This window comes from Pandoraea morbifera, assembly GCF_902459575.1.
Taxonomy (GTDB): domain Bacteria; phylum Pseudomonadota; class Gammaproteobacteria; order Burkholderiales; family Burkholderiaceae; genus Pandoraea; species Pandoraea morbifera.
Genome location: NZ_CABPSD010000001.1, coordinates 216127 through 243108, shown reverse-complemented (window position 1 = coordinate 243108; position 26982 = coordinate 216127). Strand labels below are relative to the sequence as shown.

General features: G+C 65.8%; 29 protein-coding genes. 19 read left to right on the top strand and 10 right to left on the bottom strand.

Annotated elements, in window-relative coordinates:
- The first annotated feature begins 6 nt into the window (after positions 1-6).
- Together PMO31116_RS01030 and PMO31116_RS01025 are read left to right on the top strand one after the other, a co-directional pair.
- Positions 7-849, top strand: coding sequence for a universal stress protein (locus PMO31116_RS01030; protein ID WP_174970698.1), 843 nt, complete (start codon positions 7-9; stop codon positions 847-849).
- Positions 850-873: 24 nt separating this feature from the next.
- A complete protein-coding gene (locus tag PMO31116_RS01025; RefSeq protein WP_150565063.1) occupies positions 874-1911 on the top strand; it encodes a zinc-dependent alcohol dehydrogenase family protein in 1038 nt (345 codons plus the stop codon).
- A 65-nt stretch (positions 1912-1976) separates the two neighbouring features.
- On the opposite strand, the gene PMO31116_RS01020 is transcribed toward PMO31116_RS01025, so the two are convergent.
- Positions 1977-2885: a ribose-phosphate diphosphokinase gene (locus PMO31116_RS01020; RefSeq protein WP_150565062.1), complete on the bottom strand. Its 909-nt coding sequence runs from the start codon at positions 2883-2885 to the stop codon at positions 1977-1979.
- A complete protein-coding gene (locus PMO31116_RS01015) occupies positions 2882-4384 on the bottom strand; it encodes a thymidine phosphorylase family protein (RefSeq protein ID WP_281350085.1) in 1503 nt (500 codons plus the stop codon). Before PMO31116_RS01015 ends, PMO31116_RS01020 begins: the two co-directional genes overlap by 4 nt.
- A 653-nt stretch (positions 4385-5037) precedes the next feature.
- Here PMO31116_RS01015 and PMO31116_RS01010 point away from each other — a divergent pair.
- The 3 genes from PMO31116_RS01010 (at position 5038) to PMO31116_RS01000 (ending at position 8071) form a co-directional block, all read left to right on the top strand.
- Entirely contained in the window at positions 5038-5589 is a 552-nt protein-coding gene (locus PMO31116_RS01010; RefSeq protein WP_150565061.1) for a hypothetical protein, read from the top strand.
- 73 nt (positions 5590-5662) lie between these two features.
- Entirely contained in the window at positions 5663-6691 is a 1029-nt protein-coding gene (locus PMO31116_RS01005) for an Acg family FMN-binding oxidoreductase (RefSeq protein WP_246185124.1), read from the top strand.
- 72 nt (positions 6692-6763) lie between these two features.
- Positions 6764-8071 (top strand): NRAMP family divalent metal transporter, encoded by a 1308-nt coding sequence (locus PMO31116_RS01000; protein WP_150565059.1) that lies wholly within the window; start codon positions 6764-6766, stop codon positions 8069-8071.
- Positions 8072-8169: 98 nt separating this feature from the next.
- Here the strand turns inward: PMO31116_RS01000 and PMO31116_RS00995 are convergent, their stop codons facing one another.
- Entirely contained in the window at positions 8170-8970 is an 801-nt protein-coding gene (locus PMO31116_RS00995) for a universal stress protein (RefSeq protein WP_174970695.1), read from the bottom strand.
- 242 nt (positions 8971-9212) lie between these two features.
- Between PMO31116_RS00995 and PMO31116_RS00990 the strand changes: the two genes are divergently transcribed.
- From PMO31116_RS00990 to PMO31116_RS00980, 3 genes are read left to right on the top strand one after another with little or no spacing between them, the layout of a single operon-like run.
- Positions 9213-9866: a BON domain-containing protein gene (locus PMO31116_RS00990; RefSeq protein WP_150565057.1), complete on the top strand. Its 654-nt coding sequence runs from the start codon at positions 9213-9215 to the stop codon at positions 9864-9866.
- Between the two features lie 37 nt (positions 9867-9903).
- Positions 9904-10377, top strand: a complete 474-nt coding sequence (locus tag PMO31116_RS00985) for a pyridoxamine 5'-phosphate oxidase family protein (RefSeq protein ID WP_150565056.1) — start codon at positions 9904-9906, stop codon at positions 10375-10377.
- 51 nt (positions 10378-10428) lie between these two features.
- Complete coding sequence (locus PMO31116_RS00980) at positions 10429-10890, top strand: universal stress protein (protein WP_150565055.1); 462 nt, start codon at positions 10429-10431, stop codon at positions 10888-10890.
- A gap of 30 nt (positions 10891-10920) precedes the next feature.
- Here PMO31116_RS00980 and PMO31116_RS00975 read toward each other — a convergent pair whose 3' ends face one another.
- A complete protein-coding gene (locus PMO31116_RS00975; RefSeq protein WP_150565054.1) occupies positions 10921-11880 on the bottom strand; it encodes a universal stress protein in 960 nt (319 codons plus the stop codon).
- A gap of 189 nt (positions 11881-12069) precedes the next feature.
- On the opposite strand from PMO31116_RS00975, the gene PMO31116_RS00970 reads away from it, so the two are divergent.
- The 6 genes from PMO31116_RS00970 (at position 12070) to PMO31116_RS00945 (ending at position 17556) form a co-directional block, all read left to right on the top strand.
- Entirely contained in the window at positions 12070-13320 is a 1251-nt protein-coding gene (locus PMO31116_RS00970; protein ID WP_174970692.1) for an MgtC/SapB family protein, read from the top strand.
- Between the two features lie 125 nt (positions 13321-13445).
- Positions 13446-13874 (top strand): Hsp20/alpha crystallin family protein, encoded by a 429-nt coding sequence (locus tag PMO31116_RS00965; protein WP_150565052.1) that lies wholly within the window; start codon positions 13446-13448, stop codon positions 13872-13874.
- A gap of 121 nt (positions 13875-13995) precedes the next feature.
- Positions 13996-14847: a polysaccharide deacetylase family protein gene (locus tag PMO31116_RS00960; RefSeq protein ID WP_150565051.1), complete on the top strand. Its 852-nt coding sequence runs from the start codon at positions 13996-13998 to the stop codon at positions 14845-14847.
- Positions 14840-16123, top strand: coding sequence for a putative glycoside hydrolase (locus tag PMO31116_RS00955; protein WP_150565050.1), 1284 nt, complete (start codon positions 14840-14842; stop codon positions 16121-16123). The genes PMO31116_RS00960 and PMO31116_RS00955 overlap by 8 nt, the downstream gene beginning before the upstream one ends.
- A gap of 224 nt (positions 16124-16347) precedes the next feature.
- Positions 16348-16851 (top strand): BCAM0308 family protein, encoded by a 504-nt coding sequence (locus tag PMO31116_RS00950; RefSeq protein ID WP_150565049.1) that lies wholly within the window; start codon positions 16348-16350, stop codon positions 16849-16851.
- Positions 16852-16902: 51 nt separating this feature from the next.
- Positions 16903-17556, top strand: coding sequence for a nitroreductase family protein (locus tag PMO31116_RS00945; RefSeq protein ID WP_150565048.1), 654 nt, complete (start codon positions 16903-16905; stop codon positions 17554-17556).
- A 36-nt stretch (positions 17557-17592) separates the two neighbouring features.
- Here the strand turns inward: PMO31116_RS00945 and PMO31116_RS00940 are convergent, their stop codons facing one another.
- On the bottom strand, positions 17593-18054 hold the full coding sequence (locus PMO31116_RS00940; RefSeq protein WP_150565047.1) for a universal stress protein: 462 nt from the start codon (positions 18052-18054) through the stop codon (positions 17593-17595).
- A 181-nt stretch (positions 18055-18235) separates the two neighbouring features.
- The gene (locus tag PMO31116_RS00935; protein ID WP_150565046.1) at positions 18236-18580 is read right to left on the bottom strand and encodes a hypothetical protein; all 345 of its coding nucleotides are present in this window, start codon (positions 18578-18580) and stop codon (positions 18236-18238) included.
- A 307-nt stretch (positions 18581-18887) separates the two neighbouring features.
- On the opposite strand from PMO31116_RS00935, the gene PMO31116_RS00930 reads away from it, so the two are divergent.
- The 5 genes from PMO31116_RS00930 to PMO31116_RS00910 all read left to right on the top strand — a co-directional run bounded on the left by PMO31116_RS00930 (position 18888) and on the right by PMO31116_RS00910 (position 24254).
- Positions 18888-19352 (top strand): CBS domain-containing protein, encoded by a 465-nt coding sequence (locus PMO31116_RS00930; RefSeq protein ID WP_150565045.1) that lies wholly within the window; start codon positions 18888-18890, stop codon positions 19350-19352.
- 7 nt (positions 19353-19359) lie between these two features.
- Entirely contained in the window at positions 19360-19986 is a 627-nt protein-coding gene (locus PMO31116_RS00925) for a phosphoribosyltransferase (protein ID WP_150565044.1), read from the top strand.
- Positions 19987-20038: 52 nt separating this feature from the next.
- Entirely contained in the window at positions 20039-21859 is a 1821-nt protein-coding gene (polX, locus tag PMO31116_RS00920; RefSeq protein WP_150565043.1) for a DNA polymerase/3'-5' exonuclease PolX, read from the top strand.
- 172 nt (positions 21860-22031) lie between these two features.
- On the top strand, positions 22032-22403 hold the full coding sequence (locus PMO31116_RS00915) for an ElaB/YgaM/YqjD family protein (RefSeq protein WP_150565042.1): 372 nt from the start codon (positions 22032-22034) through the stop codon (positions 22401-22403).
- A 39-nt stretch (positions 22404-22442) separates the two neighbouring features.
- The gene (locus PMO31116_RS00910) at positions 22443-24254 is read left to right on the top strand and encodes an adenosylcobalamin-dependent ribonucleoside-diphosphate reductase (protein WP_150565041.1); all 1812 of its coding nucleotides are present in this window, start codon (positions 22443-22445) and stop codon (positions 24252-24254) included.
- Between the two features lie 58 nt (positions 24255-24312).
- Here the strand turns inward: PMO31116_RS00910 and PMO31116_RS00905 are convergent, their stop codons facing one another.
- From PMO31116_RS00905 to PMO31116_RS00890, 4 genes are all read right to left on the bottom strand, one after another.
- A complete protein-coding gene (locus tag PMO31116_RS00905; protein WP_150565040.1) occupies positions 24313-25044 on the bottom strand; it encodes an anti-sigma factor in 732 nt (243 codons plus the stop codon).
- The gene (locus PMO31116_RS00900; protein WP_150565481.1) at positions 25041-25658 is read right to left on the bottom strand and encodes a sigma-70 family RNA polymerase sigma factor; all 618 of its coding nucleotides are present in this window, start codon (positions 25656-25658) and stop codon (positions 25041-25043) included. The genes PMO31116_RS00905 and PMO31116_RS00900 overlap by 4 nt, the downstream gene beginning before the upstream one ends.
- 193 nt (positions 25659-25851) lie before the next feature.
- On the bottom strand, positions 25852-26445 hold the full coding sequence (locus PMO31116_RS00895) for a DUF2878 domain-containing protein (RefSeq protein WP_150565039.1): 594 nt from the start codon (positions 26443-26445) through the stop codon (positions 25852-25854).
- Positions 26446-26982: a chalcone isomerase family protein gene (locus tag PMO31116_RS00890; RefSeq protein WP_150565038.1), complete on the bottom strand. Its 537-nt coding sequence runs from the start codon at positions 26980-26982 to the stop codon at positions 26446-26448.

Sequence of the window (26982 nt, the reverse complement as noted above, 5' to 3'; positions counted from 1 at the left end):
GACGCCATGACCTATCGAACTTTGCTCGTACACGTCGACAACGGCGCACGCTGCCGCGCACGCGTCGAAATGGCTGCGGACTTTGCCTTCCGGTTGCCCGCGCACCTCACAGGGATCTACCTGCCGTTCCATCCCCCCGGATTTCCCGATGTCACGGGTCTGGCCGGGGCCGTACTCCCGCCGCCCCCCGTTCCCCTGAGCGATCCCGAACGCCTCGCGAAAGCCGAACGGATGTTCATGGATGTGTGTCGCCTACAGGCGCTGAGTCCGGAGTGGCTCACCCCGAAATACGATGAGACCCGCGAGATGCGCACGCATGCGCGTTACGCGGACCTCGTGATCATGGGGCAGGAGGACGTCACCGATCCGGAGTCCTCGCCGACTGTGGGCTTCGTCGCTTCGGTCGTGCTCGGTGGCGGCAGGCCTGTCCTGATCGTGCCTTACGCCGGCAAGCTCCCCAAGGCGTTCAACAACGTGCTGCTTGCCTGGGATGGCGGGCGTGAAGCGGCTCGCGCGGCCGTCGACGCCATGCCGTTTCTGCGCGCGGCCAAGAGGGTCGATGTCATGCACGTGAGCCGTGGCGATCGCGCCGACGGACTCGGTCCGATTCCAGGACTGGACATCGGCATGTTCTTCGCCCGTCATGGCGTTCAGGTCAATGTCACACCGGAGCGCGGCGCCAATGACGTCGCCGTGGGCGAAGCACTGCTCTCGCGCGCCGCAGACATGAACACCGACTTGATCGTGATGGGTGGATACGGTCACTCGCGCATGCAGGAATGGGTGCTGGGCGGCGTGACCCGCACCATGCTCGAGAGCATGACCGTGCCCGTTCTGATGTCGCATTGAATCCGTCTTGCAAGGAGCCACGCCATGAAAGCGCTCGTATTTCACGGTCCCCAACAAATATCGCTCGAGGATCGGCCCATGCCTGCAATCCAGGACCCGACCGACGCCATCGTGCGCGTTCTGAAAACGACGATATGCGGCACCGACCTGCATATCCTGAAGGGCGACGTGCCGACGGTCGAGCCGGGCCGGATCCTGGGCCACGAAGGGGTCGGTGAGATCGTGCAAACGGGCAACGCCGTCACAGCCTTCAAGCCCGGCGACCGGGTATTGATCTCGTGCATTTCGTCGTGCGGCAAGTGCGCGGCCTGTCGGCGCGGCATGTATTCGCATTGCGCCGCCGGGGGATGGATTCTCGGCAATCGCATCGACGGCACCCAGGCCGAATTCGTCAGAACCCCTCACGCGGACACCAGCCTTTACCACGCGCCAACCGGCGTGGACGACGACGCACTGGTCATGCTGAGCGACATTCTGCCCACCGGCTTCGAATGTGGCGTGCTCAACGGCAAGGTGCAACCTGGCAGCAGCGTGGCCATCGTCGGGGCGGGACCGATCGGGCTCGCCGCGTTGCTCACGGCGCAGTTCTTCAGCCCCGCCCAGATCATCGTCGTCGATCCCGACCTTGCGCGTCTGGAGGTAGCCACTCGATTCGGCGCCACCGCCGTGATCTCGCCCGCCAGGGAAGATGCCGCCGAGGCCGTCAGGCGCCTGACCGGCGGGCAGGGCGTCGACACGGCCATCGAGGCGGTGGGCGTGCCCGCGACGTTCGAACTATGCGAGGCGATCGTCGCTGCCGGGGGCACCATCGCCAACGTTGGCGTGCACGGCAGCAAGGTCGACCTGCATCTCGAATCGCTGTGGGACAGGAACATCAGCATCACGACCCGCCTGGTCGATACCGCGGCAACGCCGATGCTGCTCAAGACCGTGGCCTCGGGGCGCCTGACGCCGGGGGCGCTGATCACTCACCACTTCTCGCTCGCCGATATCCTCAACGCTTACCGGACGTTCGGCGATGCAGCCAATACCCACGCGTTGAAGGTCATCATCGCGCCGTAACGGCACATAGCGGCGGCCAGGGTCGCGCAGGAGCGCCCCCCCGACGCGCCGCCCGAAGCCCGGGCTCATTGCGCGTCGGGCAGGCTGTCGAGCAAGTCACGAACGGCGTCGGCCAACAACGGCGTCACATCGATGGCGTTCGTGGCATGTGCGACCGAGTTGCAGGTCACGACACGGCCGGCGCCCGCGGCAACGAGTTCGTCGACGCTCACGCCGTCAAACAGGCCGTGCACCGCAACGCATACGGGACTTCCGAACCCCGCTTTCACGAGCGCGCCGATGGTGGCCAGCATGGTTTGACCGCTGGCGAGAATGTCGTCGACGATCACCGGGTTCCGATGCGAAAACTTCGCCGGCACGTGCAGGCTCACGTCCACTTTCCTGTCCGCCTCGCGTGTCTTGCGGGCCACGACCGACGGGGCACCGATGCGGCTGGCGATCTGGGCGATCCAGGCCTCGCTTTCCTCGTCGGGGCCGACGATCAGCGGATCCGCTACGTTTTGCACGATCCAGCTGGCCGTCGCGGCAACACTGTGCGGCGCGCGCACGGGGATCGGGTAGACGACCGACAGGGAGGGGAGCCTGTGCAGGTGAGGCTCGATCGTCACCAGACCGTCGAAGTGGGCGCTGAGTACCCGGCCGAAACTGTAGGCGGAGATCGACTCGCCCGCGTGAAAGCGGGCGTCCTGTCTTAGATAGCACAGGTACGGCGCGACGAGAACCACGTGCTGCGCGCCGAGGTCTCGCGCCGTGTCCGCGGCGAAGATCAACGGCAGCAGCTTCGCGTCCGGCCGGTTCAGCGAGCAGACGATGACGATGGCTTTTCCGCTCAACGGTCCCTCCATCGACACCATTTGCTCACCGTCCGGGAAGCGATGGACCTCGAGCCGCTGCATTGGCGACTCGATCTGCGCAGCCAGCGCGCGGGCCAGCGTCTCGTTGCCAGGCAACGCGTACAGCGCGACGTCTTTCATGATTCCCTCACTGCGACGATGCCGGGGAAGCGACAGGCGTATTCGAATGCATATTCGAGCTCGCCACGGCTTTCGGCGTAGATGGTGAAGAGCGGCTGGCCGGTCGAGACCATGGCGCCGATCGGCGCCTCGTAGACGACTCCGGCACGCGCGGCTGTCGGCGCACCCGCCAGCTTGGCCACGCGCGACAGATGCCGGTTGTCGACAGCGGCGACGGTACCGCTGTGCCGAGCGGTGACAGGTCGGCTGTGGCGCCCGACGACCGGCTCACGCATGCCGCCCTGTGCTTCGCAGATTCGCTGGAACTGCTGCCAGGCGAGCCCGCTGGTCAGCGTGCGACGGGCGCTGGCCAGACCGTCGCCGGGAAGGGCCTTGCCGCCAATTTCGAGCAACCGCCCGGAAATCTCGAGGCTCTTGTTCATCAAATCGACCGGCGCCCGACTGAGGTTCTGAAGCACCGCGAGGACATCGCGCGCCTCGAGGCTCGGCCCGATGCCCCGGCCAACCGGTTGTTCGCCCTGGCACACGTAAGTGTCGATCTCGAGCCCCAGGGCACGGCCGATCGCGCGCAGGCGCTCGGAAAAGAGCGCGCTAGCATAACGCGTGCGGATCTTCGCAGTCTCGCCGACCGGAATGTCGATCAAGGCATGGGTCGCGCCGACAGCCAGCTTCTTCGACAGGATCGACGCCATCATCTGGGCCTCGCTGTCGAGATCCAGCGGGCGCTCCACCTGAATCAGGATGTCATCGGCGGGACTCAGGCCCGCGGCGCCCCCGAAGACGACGCAGCCCCCCACCTTGTCGACGACCTGGCGCATGTCTTCCGCGCTGAGGTCGACTGGCGCGAGTGTCTCCATCGTATCGGCGGTGCCGGCGGGCGAGGTGATGGCGCGAGACGATGTCTTCGGCATGACCAGTCCCTGCGAGGTCACGATCGCCACGACGATCGGGGTCGTCCGGTTGCCCGGCAGTCCGCCGATACTGTGCTTGTCGATGACGGTATCGGCTTGCCATTGCAGCGTCTTTCCCGTCGATACCATGGCGCGCGTGAGCGCGATGATCTCGTCGTCGTCGAGCCGGTTGCCGGTGCAGGCGGTCAGAAACGCGGAAATGTGAATCGAAGAGTAACGGCCCGCCGCGATATCGCCGATCACTTCGTCGAGTGCCGCCGGCGTGAAGGCCTCGCCGAACATCCGGCCCCGGACGTGCCGGAACGATTCGACAGGTGGCATATGCCGCACCCGCACCCATTCGCCTTCGTCCACTTCCAGGGCGAGCAGGGCCGCCTCGCTCAGACCGATCTCGTCGAGTTCCAGCCAGTCGCCGATGACCGTCTGAAGCGTGGCGACGACGGTGACGTCGCGGAAATCCAGTTGCAGACGGGTCTGGGCCGCAAACCCTTCGGAGCGGCAGATCAGGCTGTCGCGACGAAGATAGGCAACCGCTTCGCGCAGCGTATCCACCTGCATGCGTCTGGCGCGCAAGCGGCGTCCGGTCAATGGCGCGCCGTCTTTCGACGCCGCGTCGCGATCGTCGTCGGCGGGGCGATGCGCGTGTACCGCGATGTCGGGCGTTCGTTCAAAGTCGTCTGGCACGGTAAGTGGTCCTTGCAGGTGACGAAGGAGGGTGCCCGGCGGGCATCGTTCGATGCGATACCCGACACGTGCCTGCCTGAAAGCGTAGTTCCGATTCCGCGTGGGATCGGCGTTGTTCGTTCCCGGCTTGATACGAATCAAGCCGCATTGCTCGCGGCAAACCGTTTCGGGGAGGCATTGCACGGCAACAGGGGGCAACGCCCCGGACGTTGAGATATGTCAAACACGGCCATGCGCGGCGACGCTAAGGTGGAGTCATCGTCGGTGCGGGTTGGCCGATGCGTCGATTGCCCGATATTGCCGTGTGGTTGGCACTTGCGCCCGGATACGGCCCCGTTTAGGACGCAAGCAAGTTGGGTCTGTGCCCGCTACGGCGGGCATCTTTTTTTCCGCGAATTGTCGCGCCCGAGACGCAACGTTGACATGGCGCAAACGGCACGCGCAATACGCCGCTATGCTGAAACCTGCCGCGCCACGAGGTTGCCTCGCGCATCAGGAGGCAGAGGACGTCTTGCCTTCGTCCCTTGTGCCCGGCACTTGCGATGGGAGTCGTGAAGATGGCCACGGAACCGAATCCGTTACTGGGTCTGTGCAAGGCACAGATGCTTGCGTTGCTGGAAGCGCATCGACACTGGGTCGAAGATCTGCTCTGCCTGCGCCAGGTGCAGTTGCGCACCGACGAAGGCTTGCTCGACGCCGACAGGACTTTCGGTGCAGAACTGACAAGCGCCGCGGATTTCAACGCGATGCTGAACAGCCAGCTCGCCTTCATCAACCGGCAACTGGCGATGCAGCATGGCATTTGGCAGGGGTGGATGCAGATCGGCGCACGTGGCCCGACGGTGTGGGCCGAACAATACCAAGGTGCGCAAAAGGCGTGGCAACACGTGTTCTCCGACTCGGCGGCCGCCACCTCATCCGCCTCGGCCGAAAGCGGTTGGCAGGCCTGGGGCGACTTCACCCGATCGGCGATGGACGCAATGAGCGCCATGTCGAGCGAGGCGAATCGGGCCGTGGCGCAGCAATTGGCATGGCTCCAAGGTACCGCAGCCGGCCGGGTGAAGGTGAAGCCGACCAGGACCGGGCGCGCGGCGAACAGTGAAGGATGATGCCAATCGTGCGTTCGAGCCCGCCACATGTGCCAGCCGCGTCGGTCGGCATAAGGAGACTTTCGTGAGCCACATCCAGAACGATTTGCTGCGGGTATGGTCGGTCGACGAACACCGGTTTCCCCAACGCGCAACGGCGCGGGACAAACTGCAGTTCTGCCTCCAGTACGCCATTCTTGCGCCGTCCACGCACAATACCCAGCCGTGGCGTTTCGTACTGGGCGACGACACCGTGCTCGTATGCGCCGATCGCGCACGCGGATTGCCGGTGAGCGACACGTATGATCGCGAGTTGATCATCAGTTGCGGTGCGGCCTTGTTCAATCTGCGGGTCGCGCTCAGCCATTTTGGCTGCCCATACGCGATTCGGATATTGCCGACATCCGCCGAGCCCGACGTGCTCGCCAGCGTTCAATTGTCCGAAGACGGGTTCGTCGACAAGGACATCGCGCCGCTGTTCGGCGCGATTCCCGAGCGGGTCACGAATCGTCAGGTCTTCGACAACGCACCGATATCGCCGGCGGTATTCGCGCGACTGCAGGCAGCGGCCGAAGCCGAGGGCGCGCGGCTCAGCCTGGTTACCGCCCACAGCGAACGCCTGCATCTGGCCGAACTCATCGGCCAGGCAGACCGGATTCAACTGGGCGATCCTCGTTTTCGCCGCGAACTGGCGTCCTGGATCAGCGCATCGCGCCGGGAGGACGGCATGGCCGGCTACTCGGCCAACGCGGGCCATCTGCTCGACTTCGCGGCCCCCATTCTGACCTCGGTCATTCGCACGTTCGACGTGGGGGGCGGTATCGCAGCCAGCCATCACCGACTTGCCGAGGGTTCGCCGTTGCTGCTGTGCCTCTCGACGGCCGCGGATCATCAGGAAAGCTGGTTGAGTGCGGGGCAGGCAATGCAGCGCGTCCTGCTGACGCTGACCGCCAGCGGCCTGTGCGCCTCGTTTCTCAACCAGCCGATCGAAGTAGACGACCTGCGTCGCGCGATCGCGCAGGCGATGGGCACGACGGATTATCCTCAGCTACTGCTGCGCGCGGGGCGCGGCCCTGACATGGCACATACGCCGCGCCGAACGCTCGCCTCGGTCGTTTCCTGATCGCAGCGCCCGAAAAACCGCCTCACGACGCGGCCCGATGTTCAACATTCACACCAAGCGACACACGCGGACATGGGAATCGACCTGGGCGACCGACGATCGCCGACCTTGCGCGAGGCCCTGCGCAAAAGACTCCGTGAACATCCGCTCGCCCGGGTCGGTCCGGGACTGATTACCGGCGTGGCCGACGACGACCCCAGCGGCGTCGTCACCTATTCGCAGGCAGGCGCCCAGTACGGCTTCAACATGCTGTGGACGATGCCGTTGGCGTTCCCCCTCATGGCGGCCATCCAGTTGATTTGCGCCCGCATCGGCAGGGTGACCGGCAAGGGCCTTGCCGCCAACATCGGCACCGCGTTCCCGCCGGCCGTGCTGCGCGTCGTCGTGGCACTCCTGCTCACGGCGAACACGCTCAACATCGCGGCGGATCTGGCTGCCATGGGCGAGGTGGCGGAGCTCACCAGCGGGGTGGACCGGCACTGGATGACGATCGGTTTCGCCCTCGGCACGCTGCTGCTCCAGGTGTTCGTGCCATATCACCGGTATGTGACCTTCCTGAAGTGGATGACCATGTCGCTGCTCGCATACGCGGCTGTCCTGCTCACGGTGCACGTGCCCTGGCACACCGTGGCATTGCGAACGGTCTGGCCGACGTTCCGCCTCGATTCCGCCAGCGCGGCCGTGATCGTGGGGGTCTTCGGCACCACGATCAGCCCCTATCTCTTCTTCTGGCAGACCTCGGAGGAGGTGGAGGAAATGGCAAGACAGCCGGGCGCTCGCCCCTTGAGAGACGATGCCGCCGCCGCACCCGGCGAGTTGCGCCGCATCGGATGGGACACCTGGACGGGCATGTTCTATTCGGATATCACCGCGTACTTCGTCATTCTGGCCACCGCGGTGACCTTGCATGCGGGCGGCGTGACGAGCATAGAGACGGCGGCCCAGGCGGCCAGCGCGCTGCGCCCGCTGGCCGGCGACCTGGCGTTCGCGCTGTTCAGCGTGGGCATCGTCAGCGTGGGGCTGATCGGCGTGCCGGTGCTCGCGGGCTCGGGCGCCTATGCGCTCGCGGAGACCCTGCATTGGAAAGAGGGGCTCGAGCGCAAGCTCACGAGTGCGCAAGGTTTCTACGCCATCATTGCCCTGAGCATCGTGGCTGCCACCGCTATCCAATACTCCCCCATCAGCCCGATGAAAGCGCTCTTCTGGAGCGCCGTGATCAACGGCGTGGTGGCCGTGCCCGTGATGGCGGTGGTGCTACTGCTGGCAGCCCGGCGTTCGGTGATGGGGCCGTTCACGGCCCGTTGGCCGATCCTTGCGCTGGGCTGGATCGCCACTGCGTTGATGGGTGCGGCCGCCGTGGTGATGATGGTCGCGAGTTGAAGTTGAATGCGGCGCCGCCGCTGCGAGATGCTGCGAAACGCTGCTAATCGCGGCGGGCAGCGGGCGGCGCAAGGATGGGAGGTCCCGGACGCCGCGTTTCAGTGCGACAGCAATACCGGCGTGGACATATGCTTGAGTACTGTGCGGGTGGCGCCGCCGAAGACGAGCTCGCGCGTCGGTCCGTGTCCGTATGCCCCCATGACGAGCAGGTCCGCCTCGTAGGCTTCGGAGACGGACAGGAGCTGCACGCCGTCGCTGGCGTCCGTGTCCTCGCGGATGGATACGGGCTTCGCACGCAGGCCATGGGATTCCATAAGCCTTACGATGTCGGCCAGCGAGGGGTCATCTCCGCCCGGCGAACGATTGATGCCCACCACGAAGATGTCCTGGGCGCGGCCCAGCAGTTGCCAGGCGTCGCTGATGGCGCGGCGCGCTTCGCGCGAGCCGTTCCATGCCACCACAATGCGACGGATTTCCTGCGGCAACGTGACGTTGTGCGGCAACCCCATCACGGGCACGCCGGACGAGACGATCACGTCGCCCAGACCATCGACACCCAGGGCGCCGACGCCTCCCGGAGCATCCGGCTGCCCCACGATACACAGGTCGGTCGCCTTGGCAACGTTCGAGAGGATGGCGACGGCCGCGCCATACGGACTGTGCCAGTCTCCCTCGATATCGCTTTCGGCACACACCTGCGAAAACAGGTGCTCGGCGGCGTGCAATGCCGCGCGCGAGTGTGCCTCGGTCTGGAAGTGGTCGCCCGATGCTTCGCGCTGCCCCGAGTGAACCGTTCCCGGACGGTGTGGCAGATAGATGCCGCAGAGACTGGCGTCGTGCTGGCGCGCGAGCCGGGCGCTGAAGCGAAGTCGCGCCGCGCCCGTCGCCGTGTCGTCCATATGAACACAAATTCTCCGTAGGCTCATTTCGATCTCCCCACATGGGACTTCGCGAACTCGACCGCGACCTCGCGGCGCACCGAAGCCATGGCTACATTTATAGCGCCGCACACCACCTCGGTGCGCTCGCCCGGGCCGAACGGTTGACGTGAATCAAGCGCCGGCAAGACAGGAACGCGCGACCAAAGGCGTCGCGCTAAGGTGAAGAGGCCGAAGTAACTGCCCCGACACGGAGACACCTCATGAAAACGGATACCCAGCTCCAGCGCGACGTGATGGACGAACTCGCGCGCGACACCAACATACATGCCACCGACATCGGCGTGGAGGTGCGCGACGGCATCGTCACGTTATCCGGCGACGTGGGGAGCTTTCTGGAGAAGTGCGAGGCCGAACGCGTGGCGAGCCGCGTGGCTGGCGCACGCGCCATCGTCGTTTCGCTGGAAGTCCAGCCGGCGTCGCACGATCGCCATACGGATGCCGACATTGCGCGCGCGGCGCTGGCCATCCTGAAGTGGCACGCCGGACTGCCGCCGGACGGCATGCAAGTCAAGGTGGAGAACGGCTGGGTCACCCTCGACGGCAATGTCGAGCTCTACACGCAACGCGTACAGGCCGAGAGCGCGGTACGCGCGCTCCGGGGCGTGAAAGGCGTCATCAACGACATCAAGGTGCAAGGCAGCCCGCATCGCCGGGAGATTGTCGGGCACATCACCGCAGCGCTGACCCGTCAGGCGCAGCGCGAAGCCCAGCATCTCGACATCTCCCTGCTCGGTAACGGCGAGGTGCTGCTCACGGGCACCGTGCATTCACTCGCCGAGAAGGAAGCGATTCGGGGCGCGGCCATGTCCACGCACGGGGTCAGGGCCGTGGTCGATCGACTGACGGTCGCCTGACGGGCTTGCCGCTGCTGGACGGTATCGGAGAGCAAGGATGAACCCAGACCTGGAAGCCGTTGTCCTGGACATTCTCGACAGTTGCCGGGAATTGTCGCTTGCCACGCTCATGCGCGACGGCAATACGCAATCCGACGTCGTGTGCTTCGTGCATCAGGGACTGGACATCTATTTCGCAACGGCGCGCGACAGCCGCAAGATCGCCAATATCGAGCACGCCGCACAGGTGTCGTTCTGCATCTACAAACCGTACACGGGATGGCCCGACATCAAGGCGATCTCGAGCCACGCGTTCGCGGAGATCCTGCCCGACGAGTCGCCCGAGCGCTCGCTGGCGATACGCCTGCTCGACGCTCGCTTCCCGAACGCGTGGACGCGCATTCCCGAGCACGGGTCAAGTCGCACGACCATCGTCAAGCTGGAATCCTGGGCGCTCAAGGTGCTCGACTACAGCCGCGGCTTCGGTCACACGGATATGGTCCCCGTCGCGTCGAAACGCCGCTTCGATTAGGCGCGGCGCGACTGGCCGCAGGAACTGTTCAGGCGCAGGTGAGGAGCAATCATGTATCGCAACATTCTGGTGGCGTTCGATGCCAGCGAACCATCGCAGATCGCACTCACGCATGCGGCCCGGCTGGCGAAGGCGCTCGGCGCCAGCCTCAGGGTCGCGTATGTGGAAGTCGACCCGGCCCTGTATTTCCCATTGATGGCTGCCGCCTTGCCCTCGATCGCCGACGTCCGCGACTCGGTCGGCGCGGAGACGCTGGCAGTACGGGAAGCGGCGCTGGACTTGCTTGCGCGAGAAGGGGTTGCGGCGGAATTCGCCACGCTGCCGCTGATCGACAGCCACACGCATATTGCCGACCGGTTGCTCTCGGAAGCGACCCGCATGAAGGCAGACCTCGTCATCTCCGGGTCCCATGGCCGCCGGGGCCTGGCGCGCCTTACGCTGGGCAGCGAAGCGAATCGCCTGCTACAGCACGCCTCGTTGCCCGTGCTTATCGTGAAGTCCCACGCCGCATGACCCAAATGTCACGCGGCGGGGCTCGACGCCTCATCCGGCGACATTGACCACCAGGAGCGGGCGATCGATTTCGCGCGCCACGCGTTCGTTTTCGTGGCCTCTGAACCACGAAAACATGCCGCCGCGGTCCTGCGCGCCGAGGACCACGATGTCGGCGGCCCATTGCGCGGCTTCCCGCTTGATGGCGGCGGCCACGTCCTCGGTCATGCGGGTATGGGATACGAGCCGCTCGACCGCCATGCCGGCGCCGCATTCCGTCATGATGGCGAGCGCACGATCCAGCACGTTTTCCGCCGACTTCACGTCCTGCGCGGGGGAGAGCACGAATTTCCTGAGCTCGGCCAGATCGACGCCACGGTCTTCGATGAACATTGCCATCAAATGGGCATGCGCCGGTGCGAGTTGCATGCCCACGCGCACGGCGTGCAACGACGCTTCACTGCCGTCCACGGCAAAGAGGATACGCTGGGGCATGCGCAGCGTGGATGGCTCGGCAATACTCGGCACGACCAGAATCGCGCGGTGCGTATGTTCAGCGAGCGAGACGGAAACCTTCGAGGCCAGTAAGGAAAGAATACCCGCAGACGGCTCCGCGCCAACGATCACGAGATCCGCATTCCACTCCTGGGCCACGCGAGCAAGACCGGCGGAAATTTCGCCTTTCCCAAGCGCGGGCCCCAGCAATCGCAGTTGCACCGAGGCACCGCTTCGCTGCAGCGTGGTGCGTGCTTGCTCCAGTGCCTCGAGCTCGTCCCGTCGAAGTTCCTCGAAGGCCGCGCTGACGTCCGCCTGCGTGCGCGAATGCGGCTTCAGATAAGCCGCCGGGTCTTCGAAGAAGCCGAGGACCAGCACGTGCGATTGCGGCGAACACAAGCGACTGGCGTAGTCGACCGCCTTCATGGAGGCGCCGCCGGCGTCGACCGCCACGATCACGCGTTTGAACGGCCGGGGCGCGTCCTGCGGCGACGCGGGTTTCGATTCGGGTTGCATGGTCGATTTCGCCGGGCAGGGCGATCCGTGTAGCGATGGGAAGGATTACAGCATAGACGCCCGACACGTCAAAGCATTGCGCTCCGTCAATATCCGGACACGCTCCAGCGACGCATGCCGTGCGCGGCGTATGCTGAATGCGTTTCCGAAAGCGGTTCGGCCAACATTCGGCGATTTCATGGGGAAGCGATGACCGGAGCCATGCAAGACCTGTTGCCGTTCGCCACGGCGCTGGCGGTCGGATTGTTGATCGGCACCGAGCGAGAGCGGCGCAAGGGCGCCACGCGCGAACGCAATGCGGCCGGCATCCGGACGTTCGCGCTCGCGGCAGTGCTCGGCGCGGTGGCCATGCGCACGGGGGGCAACTGGATCGTCGCATCGGTCGTTCTGGCGCTCGGCGGATTACTGAGCATTGCGTATATGCGATCGCATGACGATCCGGGCATTACCACCGAGATTTCCCTGATACTGACGTTGCTCCTCGGGGCGCTGGCCCATCTTTCCCCCGGCCTCACGATCGCCATCGGCGTCGCCGTGGCCGGTGTGATGCAGGTGCGGTTCCATCTGCATCGCCTGGTCACGCGTGTCGTCACGGAGGCCGAGTTGCAGGACATCCTCTTGCTGGCGGTGGCGGCCCTGGTGATCCTGCCCGTCCTTCCAGACCACCCGATCGATACCTTCCAGTCATTCAATCCGTACACGATCTGGCGATTTACCGTCGTCATGCTGCTGGTCGCCGTCGCGGGGCATTTCGTGCAACGCGCCATGGGGCCCAATGCAGGGCTGAGCGTCACGGGGTTCGCGTCCGGCTTTGCATCGAGTATCGCCACCATCAGCGCGATGGGCTCTCATGCGAAGCGCAGCCCCGAGCTGGCGATGCCCGCAGCGGCGGGCGCCGTCCTGTCGAGTATCGCGACCATGCTGCAACTGGCCATTGTGATCGGTGCCATCTTTCCCGCCATGCTGGTTCATCTGGCGCTGCCGCTCAGCGCCGGGGCGCTCGCCGCGCTGCTTTACGGACTGTGGGTGCTGTGGCGCGCAAGCCGCTTCGTCGCGCCGCAAGCGGTCCCGATCGGCTCAGGCATCGATCTCAAGTCGGCGCTGGCATTGACGCTGAGCATCTCGGTCGTGATGTTCGCGTCGGGGGCACTCACGCACTGGTTCGGCAACGCCGGTCTGCTCGTGGTGGCCCTGGTGGGGGGACTCGCCGACGCGCATTCCGTTGCCGCCAGTGCCACCGCCCTCGCCGAGCAGGGCCATATGAGCCTTGCCGGCGCCAGCTTGCCGATCCTCGCCGGAGTGTCCTCCAACGCGCTCGTGAAAGGCATCGTCGCGGTGTTCTCCGGTGGCGCGAAGTTCGCCCGGATCGTGGTGCCCGGCATTGCACTGGGCGTTGCGGCCATGTGGGCAGGCTATGCGCTCTCGCTGATGCAAGGGTGAATGCGACGCCGTCGCGTCTCTTGATTTCGGTCAATCGACCACGCGCCATGGCCTATAGATTGGATATGTTGCGCACCGGTTCTGACCGGATATGCACAGCGGCCTTTCAACTTACGGAGTCAGCCATGGCAAACATCACCCGATTCGACCCCCTGAGCTTCGACGAACCTTTCGAGAACTTTTTTCGCAATGCATTCTGGCGCCCGCTCGCGATGGAGAGCAGCAAGCGCATGCAGATCAAGCTCGATGTCGAGGAAGACGACAAGCAGTTCACCGTGCGCGCCGACATGCCGGGCGTGAGCAAGGAGAACATCAAGGTGGCGCTCGACGGCAACCAGGTTTCCATCAGCGCCCACATCAGCAATGCGACGGAAAAAAAAGACAACGGCAACTTCGTGCATCGCGAGCGCTACGAAGGCGACATGTATCGCAGCTTCTCGCTGTCGCAAGCCGTTGACAAGGACAAGGCGCAGGCGAACTACCGCGACGGCGTGCTCGAACTGGTGCTGCCCAAGCGCGCCGACGCCGGCCAGCGTGAACTGACGATTCAGTAATCGCCGCGAACCGCCGCCAACGTCCAAGCGTGCACGGAGGCGGCCGCCGCCGAGGGCGTCCCGTGGGAAGCCGCGGGTCGGGTCCCTTCCGGCGAGATCGTGACGGTGAGAGGCGCTCATCATGCAAAAAGCCTGTTGCATCGCCGCGGCGGAAAAGCCTCTCGTCAGGTCGAGCTCGAACCGGAGGGGCCTGCGGCGCCTCGCCGTCCTGATTTTCGCCACCGCCCTGTGGGCAATCCTGACGAACGTCGGCGCCGCACCTGCACGGCATGTCGTGCTGATTCTCGTCTATCATCGGTTTTCGGCGCAATCGGCGGATTCCACCACGGTGCGCATCGACACCTTTACGTCGCAAGTGCGATTCTTCACGTTGCGCGGCTTTCGCATCGTGCCACTGGCCGACGTTCTCGCCTGGCACGCGGGTGGGCAGGACACATTGCCCGAGCGTGCCCTGGTACTGACGGCGGACGACGGTCATCGCTCCGTGTTCGAGGTGCTTTGGCCGGCACTCGCACCGCATCCGGTTCCCATCACGCTCTTCGTCTACCCGTCGGCGATCTCGAACACTACGTACGCCATGACGTGGGACCAGCTTCGCGGGCTGGCCAGGTCGGGCGAGGTCGATATCGAGTCGCATACGTATTGGCACCCGAATTTCAGGGCGGAGCGCGCGAGACGTTCACCCAACGACTTCGAACGCTTCGCTCGCGATCAGTTGCGCCGCTCGCGAGCACGTATCGAGGAGGAAACGGGCAAGTGCGTACGCCTGTTGGCATGGCCGTTCGGCATCTACGACGCGACGCTGGAGGCGTTGGCCCGAGAGGCCGGGTATCGCTATGCGTTCTCCATCGACGCCAGGCCGGTCACACCCGGTTCGGATGCGATGGCGATGCCGCGATACCTGATGACCCAGCAGTGCGGCACCAACTGCCTGAAAAACATGCTCCGCGATGCGCAGGCCGGCCATGATTAACCGGTTCATGCAATGGAGCGTGGCATTGCTGTGCCTGCTCGCGCAGGCGTCATGGGCCCAGCAATACCTGACGGCGAGGGTCGTCGATGCCGTCTCCCGTCAACCGATTGCCGGCGCAACGGTGGTCGGCGCGGGGTCCATCGTGCGCAGCACGCCGGACGGTTCGTTCGCCCTTGCGCTGACCGCGCCGAGCGGGGACGGCGCGAGTGTCTCGCTGTCGCTCAAGGCAGTCGGCTTCGCCCGGGTGGAAACCTCGCTTCGCGCGGGTGTCGCGGACAACGTCGTTGCCATGCCGCGCCTGCGCCCGAAAGCCGTCTACCTGTCGGTCTATGGCGTGACAAATCGGACATTGCGCGACGCGGCGCTCGGCCTGACGCAGCGCACGGTGATCAACGCACTGGTCATTGACGTGAAGGGCGATCGCGGCATGACGCCTTATCGAAGTCTCGCGCGCGAGCGCATCGGTGCACAGGCGTACGCCCCCCCAGGAACGCCTCGCATCGAGAATTTCGCGGCGTGGCTCAAGACGCTGCATGCGCGCGGCCTCTACCTCATTGCGCGCATCGTGGTGTTCAAGGACGACCCGTTGGCGCAGGCGCATCCGGAATGGGCCGTGCGCGACGCGCAGGGCGACATTTGGCAGGACCGCGAACATCTACGTTGGGTCGACCCCATGCTGCCTGCCGTCTGGGCGCATAACCTCGACGTGGCGGAGGAGGCCGCCCGGTCAGGATTCGACGAGATCCAGTTCGATTATCTGCGCTTTCCGGATGCCCCCGCCCTGCGTTTCGCCAGTCCCAGCACCGAAGCGCAGCGGGTTGCGGCCATTACCGGCTTTCTGTCGGCGGCCAACGAGCGCCTCGCACCATACAACGTCTACACGTCGGTCGACATCTTCGGGTATGTCTGCTGGAACCTGAACGACACGATGATCGGGCAACAACTCGAGACGCTGCCGCCGCTCGTGGACTACATTTCGCCGATGCTCTATCCGTCCGGATTCACTTGGGGACTTCCAGGCTGTCGTGCTCCGACCGAACATCCCGGGGAGATCGTGTCGCGCACATTGGCGCAGGCCGTCGACCGCACCCGGTTGCCGGGCATTCGATTCCGACCATGGTTGCAAGCGTTTCGCGACTACGCGTTCGATCGCAGGCCGTTCGGCGCCGCGGAGATCCGTGCGCAGATCGACGCGTCGGACGCAGCGCAAACCGACGGCTGGATGCTGTGGAATCCGCGCAACCAATACGACCCCGCCACGCTGCCGCGCCAGTGACCGCAGGCGGCGACCCTCGCCGCGGTTCGAGTCCTCGTGCCACGCCTGGCGGCGCAATGCGGCAGGATTTGATCCAGGCCAAATCGCTCGGCGTGCCGTCGCCTAGTGTTGGAATATCCGGCGCGCCAGTGGCAGGCGTGCCGGCATTGTGCCCCGGTACTCACGGACGCTGCCCGCGGTCGAACCGGTGCGGGGGCCCCGCCAGACACTCCAGGAGTCGCATCATGAAATTCAGAGCCCGGTCGGCCACGGTTCGCCCCGTGAGATGGGACCACTTTCCGGAAGAAGCGGTCCCCGACAGCTACAAGCAACCCGAGGCCGCCCCGGCACTGGCCGCCTGTCCCGTGTGTCACGCGATTTATCTTCGCGGGCGCTGGCAATGGGGCGTGATTCCTCCCGGTGCGGCCTCGCTGACCTGTTCCGCATGCCACCGCATCGCCGACGGTGTGGCAGCCGCGAGCATCGCGCTGGCAGGAGCGTTCGAAGCCGCGCATCGCGACGAAATTCTGGGACTCATTCGGCACCGCGCCCAGAGGCTGCATCGGGAACACCCCGTGGAGCGGGTGATGGCCATCACGTCCGATGAATCCGGAACGACCATCACGACAACCGGAGTACACATTGCGCGCGACATCGCCACCGCCATTCATCATGCCTACGGCGGACACCTCCACTTCGATTATCAACACGCGAAAGCGCAGCTGCATGTGCGCTGGCAGCGGCCGTGACTCCACGCAACCTGTGCCCGCGGCGGCGGGGGCCTTGAAAGGATTCCGACCATGAATGAGCTCAGATTTCCACCGTACGATGCATTGACGCACGTCCCCAAGGCGCGGGCCGCGTCGGGCGCACCCGCGCTCATCGACCTGCCGCCTCCGTTCCTGGGGAGCGGCACGCCGTTGATGGTCGCACTCGCGCGACGCAAAAGCGTGAGGGAGTTCTCGCAGGCGCCGCTGAGTGTCCAGCAGATAAGCGAACTGCTGTGGGCCGCGGACGGCATCAATCGCGCAGATTCGGGCGGGCGCACCGCGCCGTCGGCGCATGGCGTGAACGAAATCGACATATACGCCGCGTTGCCCGAGGGCGTGTACCGCTACGATCCGGCGGCGCACAAGCTGCGCCTGAAGCACGCCGTCGACGCTCGCAATCTCACCGGCTATCAGGACTTTGTGGCTCGGGCGCCGCTGGACCTGGTGTACGTGGTCAATCACGCCAGGGCCGATCAATTCCCTCAGACCGAACGCGACACGTTCGCCGGCGTGGCCATCGGCGCCATTTCACAAAACGTATCGCTCTATTGCGCGGCCTCCGGACTGGCCTGCGTCGTTCGCGGCTGGCTCAACCACCGGTTGCTGGCCAACGCCATGTCGCTCAACGAAGACGAAGTTCCGGTGCTGGCGCAAACGATCGGGCACGCTGTCGTTCCTGGCTGACGGATTGCATGATTGGCGCCTTGGGCGCGAGGAGGGTCAGACCTGATCCTCCTCGTCGCTGCGCACGAGCAGCACCGGCCTGGTGCTGGCACTGACCACGCCCTGAGCCACGCTGCCCACCACGAGTCGTGCGAGGCCACGTCGCCCGTGCGTACCGAGTGCGATCAGATCCGCGCGCCACGTCGCTGCATGCGCGAGGATCGTCTGGGCAATGCGCCCCGTGGCGACCGGGTGCGCCACGAGCTCGGTGGAGCACTCCACGCCGGCGGCTTCGCACAGCCGCTCGCAGGTCTCGAGCACGTCCTGCGCATAAGCCGTCATGCTGCGCACGACGCCGGGCTGATCGATCGCGGCGCTTCCCAACCCCGTGTCGCTGTCATCGACAACGTAGATCGCGCGGATCGTGGCATGGCTGAGTTTGGCCAGCTCGATCGCCTGCAGCGTGGCCAGACGCGATGCGTGACTTCCGTCGACGGCGATCAATATCCTGTGCAACATGGCCAAACCTCCGCAGACATTCTCGAGCCCCTCGGCGCGTTGGGGCGGCGCCCGCCTGACGCGCCCACGGGCCATAGCGCGAGCGCATTGACCGCCGCATCTGCGGCCGCAAGCTGAAGCACGAAGGCGATGACGTTGACCAGAGCGATGACGAGCGTCATGGCAGTGCGCCCCCGCTGGCCTAATGGAGCGTGCGTGGAAATGGGATGCAGCTCGGGGCCAGGACCGTACCGTCGAACTCGGGAAACTGCATGCCGTCGACGACTCGACGCGCATAGGCGATCGCGCAGCGGATCGCGCGGTAAGGGTCCGGATCCAGTCGATCGCTCAACGTGATTTCGATGACGACGCCGTCAGCCACCCCGTCCTCTGACTGTCCATCGCCATCGCGCGCCGCCGCGCCGCGCACGACGGCCACCGGCATGTAGCGTCGCTGGGCGCTCGGTACGGTGTACCCGCCGTTACCGACGAGCCTCGCGTGGGCTTCGATCACGAATTCCTTGTAATGCTGTCGCATTGAAGACATGGAGGCTCCTTCGAAAAACAGTGGCATCGGGCGCCTTCCTGGCGGTGGCCAGCGCCCGCGATATCTGCCATTTATAGAACGCTGCGCGATGCGCGCCATGATGCAGGTCAAAGCCCTTCACCAGCCCCCCGGGGAACGCCGGATCGACGTCGCGTTGACTTGCGACAAACCGGCCGGGCGAATCGGTGCCAAGCTTCAGTAGTCGGTCAGGCGCGGTGCGCCAACGCGAGCCGTCCGTCGGTCGACCGCCCCGGCGCGGCACGATCCCGCGCAGCGCAAATCCATCGGGAACTCAGGAGGAAATCGAATGAAGATCGAGGAAATCTGTTCGCGCCAGCCCGTGCATATTCCGAGCTCGCGTACGTTGCAGGACGCGGCGATGCAGATGCGCGACAAGCATGTCGGCGCGTTGATCGTGACCGAGGTCACCCCGGCCGGGGAGCGCGCCATCGGTATGCTGACGGACCGCGACATCGCCTTGAACGCGACCGCCAGCGGCCACGATCCGAGCGAGACGGCGGTCGCCGACGTCATGACGCCAGGCCTCGTGTCCATTGCCGGCAAGGACAATGTGAGCGACGCGTTGCAGGCCATGCTCTCTCACGGGGTGCGGCGTCTGGCCGTGCTCGACGGCGAGGCGGTGGTCGGCGTGGTCTCGCTCGACGACATCATGGGTGCGCTGGCCGCCGACTGGAACATGCTCGCGGCGCTCATTCGCAACGAACAGGATCGCGAGCGCGCAGGCAACGTGCAATCGACGCTCCGGGTCTGAACGCACCATGCAATTTCTCGACAGGGCCGACGCCGCGCGTCAACTGGCCAAGGCGTTGAGCCCATACGCAGACCAGCACCCTCTGGTTCTCGGCGTGCCCCGCGGCGGCGTGCCGATCGCGGCGATCGTGGCGCAGGCGCTCGGCGGCGATCTGGATGTCGTGCTCGTGCGAAAGCTCCGGTCACCGGACGATGAGGAACTGGCCATCGGCGCCGTGGACGAGAGCGGCAACACCTTTCTGTTGCCCGACGCGCGGATCGGCGATATCGAGAGCGCGTATGTCGAGCAGGAGAGGGCCTTGCAACTCGAGACGTTGCGCCGACGACGGGCGCATCTCACGCCCGGCCGTCGGGGCACCCGTGCGCAGGGAAGGGTGGTGATCGTGGTGGATGACGGCGTTGCGACCGGGGCGTCCATGCGTGCGGCCCTGCAAGCGGTGCGCCGGCAGGCACCGGAGAAGCTGGTATGCGCCATTCCCGTGGCGCCGCGCGAAGCCGTGCGCGAACTCGCTCACGACGCCGACGAAGTGATCTGTCTGCAAGTGCCGTTGCACTTCGACGCCGTGGGTAGCTTCTATCGCGCGTTTTCGCAGGTCGGCGACGACGAGGTGCTGGCATGGCTGCGCGACGCATAGCGCCGAGTACGCGTTGCGCAGTCGTGCCCGCAGCCAATCTGCGAGCGCGGCGATGAAGCGTCCGGCAAACAAGTCGGCCGGTCGCGCGGCACCGGCCAACGATGGCACCACGACCGTGCCACCCCCGGTAACGACGGCGGCATCGACCGGCGGCACGACCAATGCGAGGATCGTCGCCATCTTCAACGAAATCGCGGATCTGCTGGACGTCGAGCATGCGAATCCGTTCCGGGTTCGGGCGTATCGCAATGCCGCGCGCACGATGGGTGGACTCACGCAGGACGTGAGCGTCATGCTGGCCAACGGCATCGATCTGGACACATTGCCGGGCATCGGCGCCGACCTCGCGGGCAAGATCGAGGAAGTCGCACGCACGGGATCGAGCGAGCTTCTCGAACAACTGCGTCGGCAGACCCCGGGCGAGGTCCAGGCGCTGCTTAGCCTGCCGGGACTCGGGCCGCGCAGGGTACAGCGGCTCGGCCACGATCTGAATGTGCTGACGATGGACGACCTGGCGACGGCGGCGCGCGAGCATCGCATCAGCCCGCTGCCCGGATTCGGCCCCCGCACGGAACTCAGGCTGCTCGAAGCCGTGCAGGCCAGGCTGAACCGCCACCGGCGATTCACCCTGGACGTCGCCGCAAGGGTAGTCCCCCCCCTGATCGATTACCTGAAGCGCTCCGGCGCCGCGTCCGACATTGCCGTCGCGGGAAGTTACCGGCGAGGACGGGAAACCGTGGGAGACCTGGATATCGTCGCAGCATCGGCCGCGCCGCAGGCACTGATCCAGGCGTTTCTCGCCTACAGCGAGCGTCGCTCCGTGATCTCGGCGGGGCGCACGCGTGCCGGCATCGTGCTCGCCAACGACATGCAGGTCGACCTGCGCGTTGTCTCTGCCGCGAGTTACGGCGCCGCGCTCGTCTATCTCACAGGATCGAAGGCCCACAACGTCGCGCTCCGGAAAATGGCGCAGTCGCGCGGCCTGAAAATCAACGAGTACGGCGTATTCCGGGAGGGAAAAAAGTTGGCGGGCAAGGACGAGGCGTCGATGTATGGCGCGCTGGGGCTGCCCTGGATTCCCCCCGAATTGAGAGAAGACGCCGGCGAGCTGGACGCGGCGCGTGACGAAACGCTGCCGCACCTCGTGTGTGCCGGGGATGTCAAAGGGGACTTGCATGTCCACACGTCATGCAGCGACGGCGTCGACACACTCGAGGCCATGGCGACGGCCGCGGGGCGACGCGGCTTTCGGTATCTCGCGATCACGGATCATTCGGCGCACCTTCGGATTGCGCACGGCATGGACGCGGGCCGCCTGGCTGCGCAGTCGGATGCCATCGACGCGCTCAACGCCCGGGGCGGGCTCCCGACGATTCTCAAGGGCATTGAAGTCGACATTCTGGAAGACGGCTCGCTGGATCTTCCTGACGGCGTACTCGGGAAACTCGACCTCGTGGTCGGCGCGATTCACGATCACTTCGACCTGCCCGCGCAAAAGCAGACCACCCGGCTGCTGCGAGCCATCGATCACCCGCACTTCAGTGTCCTCGCGCACCCGTTAGCGCGTCTGATCGACGAGCGCCCGGGCTGTCAGTTCGACGTGGCAAGTGTCCTGTCGGCCATGGCGGAGCGGGGCTGCTTCGTTGAGGCCAACGGACAACCCCGCCGGCTCGACCTCGCCGACACGGGGTGCCGGCTGGCAAAGTTGCACGGCGTGAAGGTCAGCGTGGCTTCGGATGCGCATCGTGTCGCCGATTTCGACAATGTGGCGTGGGCGCTCTCGCAGGCCCGGCGCGGCTGGCTCGAGGCGGCGGACGTCCTCAACACCCGCTCCGTCACGCAGTTGCGAGCCCTGTTACGAAAGACGATGTAAGCGGCGCGCGGCGAGGGACGGCCCCCGATGGCATGCCGCATCGCCTGGACGCGTCGACGTCACGTTGCGCGAATTTGTCCCATGTCATGGTACGTCGGCGCCGACTACCTATATTGGACTGAGCCGATGCACCCGCTCGCGGGTGCCACATCCCTCACTTGCGGAGTCAGACATGAACGACATTCGTCAAAATGACCAACACGACCGCCAGACGCTCATCAACGACGCCGATGCCCTTCTGGCGGATGTGAAGGCGTTTCTCAAGGACCTCGCCGAGCACGATGAGGTCGGGGCCGCCGAACGTCCCGCTTTCGGCGCACGTCTGCGCGATCTGAATTCGCAGCTGGATTCGTTGCGTCACACGAGCCGTGAAACCGTCGCCCGGGTTGCCAGGACGACCGACGGTTACGTTCACGAACATCCGTGGAAGAGTGTGGCCGCGGCAGCTTCCATTGCGGCGCTCGCAGGTGTGGCCGGGGCGATGACGATCCCTTTGATCGCGCGGCGCCACCACAAGGCGGCGTCGGAAGACGTGCGGCTTTGACCGGCCCGCCAGCGTGGCCGCGATCCGGGTCGGCGCGACATGAAAAGCGTCCCGGCGCCGGCGATATGCCGCGTCATACTGAATCAGCGTTACCTGGCACCGGGTGAGACCACCTACGACGACGTCTTTCGTCGAGTCGCGCGTGCGCTTGCCGCGCAGGAGCGCGTCGAGCACCGCGCTCGCTGGACACGTCGGTTCTACGCCAACCTGATTCGGGGCGCCATCGGCGCCGGGCGTATCATGGCTAACGCCGGCACCCGCAAGGACGCCACGATGGTGAACTGCTTTGTGCATCCGATCGTGGCGCCGGAGGCGCGCGTCGCATCCCCACAGAGCGTGTCGCTTGCGCTGGCGCAGGCATGTCGCACGCTACGCATGGGCGGCGGCGTGGGGTACGATTTCTCGGCGATCGCGCCGGTGGGGGCGCGGGAACAGGGCGCGGACACCGGAACCGGCGGCGTGTGTGCCGTCATCGATCGCTTCGACCTTGCCTGCCGCTCGCTACCGTTGCCGGATACGCGAGGCGGCGCCCAAATGGCGGTGTTGCGTTGCGATCACCCGGACCTCGGGGACTTCGTGAGCGCAAAGCGAGGGCGTCGGCGTTGGACAACGTTCAACGTCTGCGTCGCCGTCACCGACGATTTCATGAATGCCGTCGAATGCGACGCCGCGTGGCAGTTGCGCCATGTCGCCCCCCCAGACGCGCAACGGCTTGCAAACGGCGCACGCCTTCTGGCCGACGGGGACTGGTGCTACGCGAGCGTCCCGGCGCGCCGGCTCTGGCAGCAGATCGTCGAGGCCGCGCGCGACAGCGCAGAGCCGGGGCTGCTATTCATCGACACGATTCGTCGCGCTGACGACCTGGCCGATATCGAAGCCATCGCCGCGACGAACCCGTGTGGCGAACAGCCCCTGCCGTCCTGGGGAAGCTGTGTGCTCGGCCCGATCGACCTCGCGCGCAGGGTGCGTCGGCCATTCGCCATTGGAGGCTCGCCGGCGTTCGATTTTGCCGAACTCGGCCGCCTCGTCCATACACAGGTCAGGATGCTGGACAACGCCATCGACATCACGAAATGGCCGCTGCACGCCCATGAGGTCGAAGCCAAAAGCAAGCGCCGGATCGGGGTCGGGGTGACGGCGCTGGGCGATACCCTCACGATGATGGGGCTTCGGTATGAATCGCAGGCCGCACGTGATCTGGCGAGCGCGATCGCACGGTGCTTGCGCGACAATGCCTATGCCGCGTCGGCGACATTGGCGGCGGAGCGTGGGGCCTATCCGTTGTTTCGCGTCGAGCGCAGCCTCTCACCCGGGCATTTCACGTCGTCGCTGCCGGGGGCGGTACGCGAACTCATCGCCCGGCACGGATTGCGCAACAGCCATCTGCTGTCGTTCGCACCGACCGGTAGCGTCAGCCTGGCGTTCTGCGGCAACTGTTCCAGCGGAATCGAACCGGCTTTCGACTGGGTGTATCGGCGCCGGATGCGCCTCTCGAACGACCCCGAAGTCCCGCCGTGCGATTACCGTATGGAGAATCGCGCCTATCGCATTTTCCGTGCATTGCGAGGCGATCGCGCCGCCTTGCCCGAAAGCTTCGCGACGGCCGCGCAGATCGACGGCATCGACCATCTGCGAATGCTCGCCGCCTTGCAACCGTTCGTGGACGGCGGCATTTCCAAGACGGTGCCGTTGGCGGCCACTGCGTCGGTGGAGCAGGTCGCGGCGCTGTTCCGGCACGCGTGGCGGGCGGGGCTGAAGGGCGTGACGGTCTTCCGCCTGGAAGCCGCCGACGCGGTGATGCACGCACTGACACCATCGGAAGAGCGTCCGCTCTGCGTTTGCGGACAATAGCGCGTGCCGTTACGCGGGCGATGCGCCCCGGCGCGGGCGAAGGAAGGGCGCAGGAACGTCAGGCGCCGCGAATCGCGCCCGAGGCGAGTACCGGCCCGGTCGGAAGGCCCGTCGGTGAGCCGCCCGGCGGTTCCTGGGATACGGCGAGCACGGCCTTGTCGTCCATTTGCGCGAGAATCTCAGCCGGTATCGGCATCGATGCCGGTTGATTCGAGGGGAATACGCCCAGTGCGATCGGCTTGCCGTCGTGAGGGATCAGCCAGAGCTCGGTCGAGTGCCCGGCAGCGACGACCGGCGCTTCGATCGGCACGACGACCATGTTGCTGCGGCGAAGATCGACCGTCGCGGTCCACTGTGTCACGCCATCCTGCCTCGCCATGGCCGCCACCATGTAGGTGCCGGTCGACGCGACTTGCGAAGTGGGCGGAAAGACGAGCGAGCTCATGTTGACGGCGACCAACGCCAGAACGGCGGCACTCGCGGCCAGTCCGACCCAGCGCCACAGCCTGACGCTGTCCCACAATGAACCGCGGCTTTCCGGGACTGCGGGCGCGGTCACGTCGAAATTCAAGTCGCGCTGAATGCGCTGCCAGACGCGTGTCGACGGCTCGACCGGCGCCACGTCCTCGGCCAGGCACGCCAGGCGATCCTGCCATTGCGCCAATGCACGTTGCAGACGCGGATCCGCATTGGCGGCTTGTTCGAGCGCTCGCCGTTCGGACGCATCGAGCACGCCGAGTGCGTATTCAGCACAGCGCAGCTCATCGTCGTGGTTGATGGGGGTATTCATCGTTCAAGGCACCGCTTCAGTTGCAACAAGCTGCGACGTATCCAGCTCTTCATCGTCCCTTCCGGAACTTCGAGACGGGCGGCCAGCTCGCTATAGCTCACGCCGCCGAAGAAGGCCTCGCGCACTGCAGCGCGCGGTTGCCGATCGAGCCGTTGCAGGCATTCCTCGAGGAGCCGCCGTTGCTCGCTGGCCTCTGCGAGTGCTGCCGGCGTCGGATCCTCGGATGGCGGGTCGGGATCCTGGGCGTCGTCGAGACGGGTCTCGCGCGCTTCCCGCAACCGATCGATCGTGCGGTTGCGAGCGAGCGCGGTGAGCCACGTCATGGCGTTACCTCGCTCGGCATCGAAGGCATGCGCCCGACGCCACACGCTCACGAAAACGTCCTGAAGCAAATCTTCGGCCTCGGCCCGATCCCGCACCATCCTCACAATGACGCCGAAGAGCCGCGAGGCGCTCAGTCGGTACAGCTCTCCAAATGCCGTGCGATCCTCCTGAGCCACCGCCAGCAACAGCTGGTTGAGGAATTCGCGGCGCGCGGTCATGGCTACGCTCTCGCCGACCGGTACGGAGCCCGAGGCGGTGGCGTGGCCGGAATCCTTTGAAATATCGTTCATGCGGACGCGGTGGTGTCTCGGTTCGGGGCTTGGACGCTCCGCGCAATATATCACCTTGGCTGCGCGGCGGCGCGCAGGCATCGGGAAGCCGGGGCATGCTTGCGTCATGGTGTGGATCCGTAGCATCGGTGTCGCCCGCTGGCGCTGAGCCGGTCGTCGGCGACGTTGCGACGTGGTTCCTCGATGTCGACCTTCAATGGCGCCTCGTGCCGGGTAAGCCAGGCGAGTCGGCACGAGGCGCTCCCAGGGCGTGCCCGAGCCATACCAGGGCAGGGAGGAAGATGGCCCACCCGCTCGCCAGCAATGCATAGGCCTGCGCCTCCTTCACGAATTGAACCGCCCCCAGCATCGCTCCCGCCCTGAATGACAGGGCACCGCCCACGGCGCCGAGCAACATCGACAGCAGGGGGTACGGGCGCAGCCAGCCGAGCAACGTATTGACCTGCAGCGCGAAAAGCGCCCATAGCCCGGCCATCCAGTAAGGGGCGCCCCACGCCAGAATCCAGCCGTTCGGATAAACGAGAACGCCCGTCGCCTGTACGAAGGATTCCCACGTCCAGCCAAGCACGGTCACGACAATCACGAACCGCACCTCCCGGGCGGGAAATGGCGAGAGACGCAAATGGCCCGCCGCGAGGAGCGCCACCGCGCAACACCCCACCCAGCCAACGCCCCGCGCCGCACTGGACACGCAGACCAGCCACCCCAGTTGCCCGAGAATGAAATAGCTCCACCTCGTGCGTGAGGACACCACGCGCGTTGCGGACGAATGCGTCGACGCCATCATTCACGAACCTCCACCAAGCAACCGCTCGCGCAGCGATGGAGCACGGGTGCGGGGGTCGAGCCAGATTCCGAAGAACGCGCGCGCGAAAGCCTCGTCGTCCACCTGGGCCGTGGCCACGCCGTTGGCATAAAACCGCGCACCGCGCCCGGGCAGGTAAACGCCGCACAGTTCGTCGCCCCGCGATACGTCGCCGAAGGCACGCTTCATGTCGTCGCGCCACGCTTGCACCGTGGCGCTCGGTAGCGGCCGCGTTGCCAGCCGCTCGATCTCGGAGATGCCGGTGGCCACCATCTTCTCGGCGCTCACGCTGCGCTCATAGTTGAGCACCAGCGCGAACGGCGCGTCGGGAGAGAACCGGGGCCGCGCCGACCAGAGTTCCGCCTTGTAGAGGCAGAACCCCAGGACGCAAAACTCCCCGGTGCCCACGCGAGTCGTCGCAGCGATGTCGCCACGACAGCCGGCGGCCGAGGCCACCGGTACATGCGCGCCGGCGAGCAGGAGCGCGATCAGGCTGGTGCAGAGCGCGCGGGCGGCCAT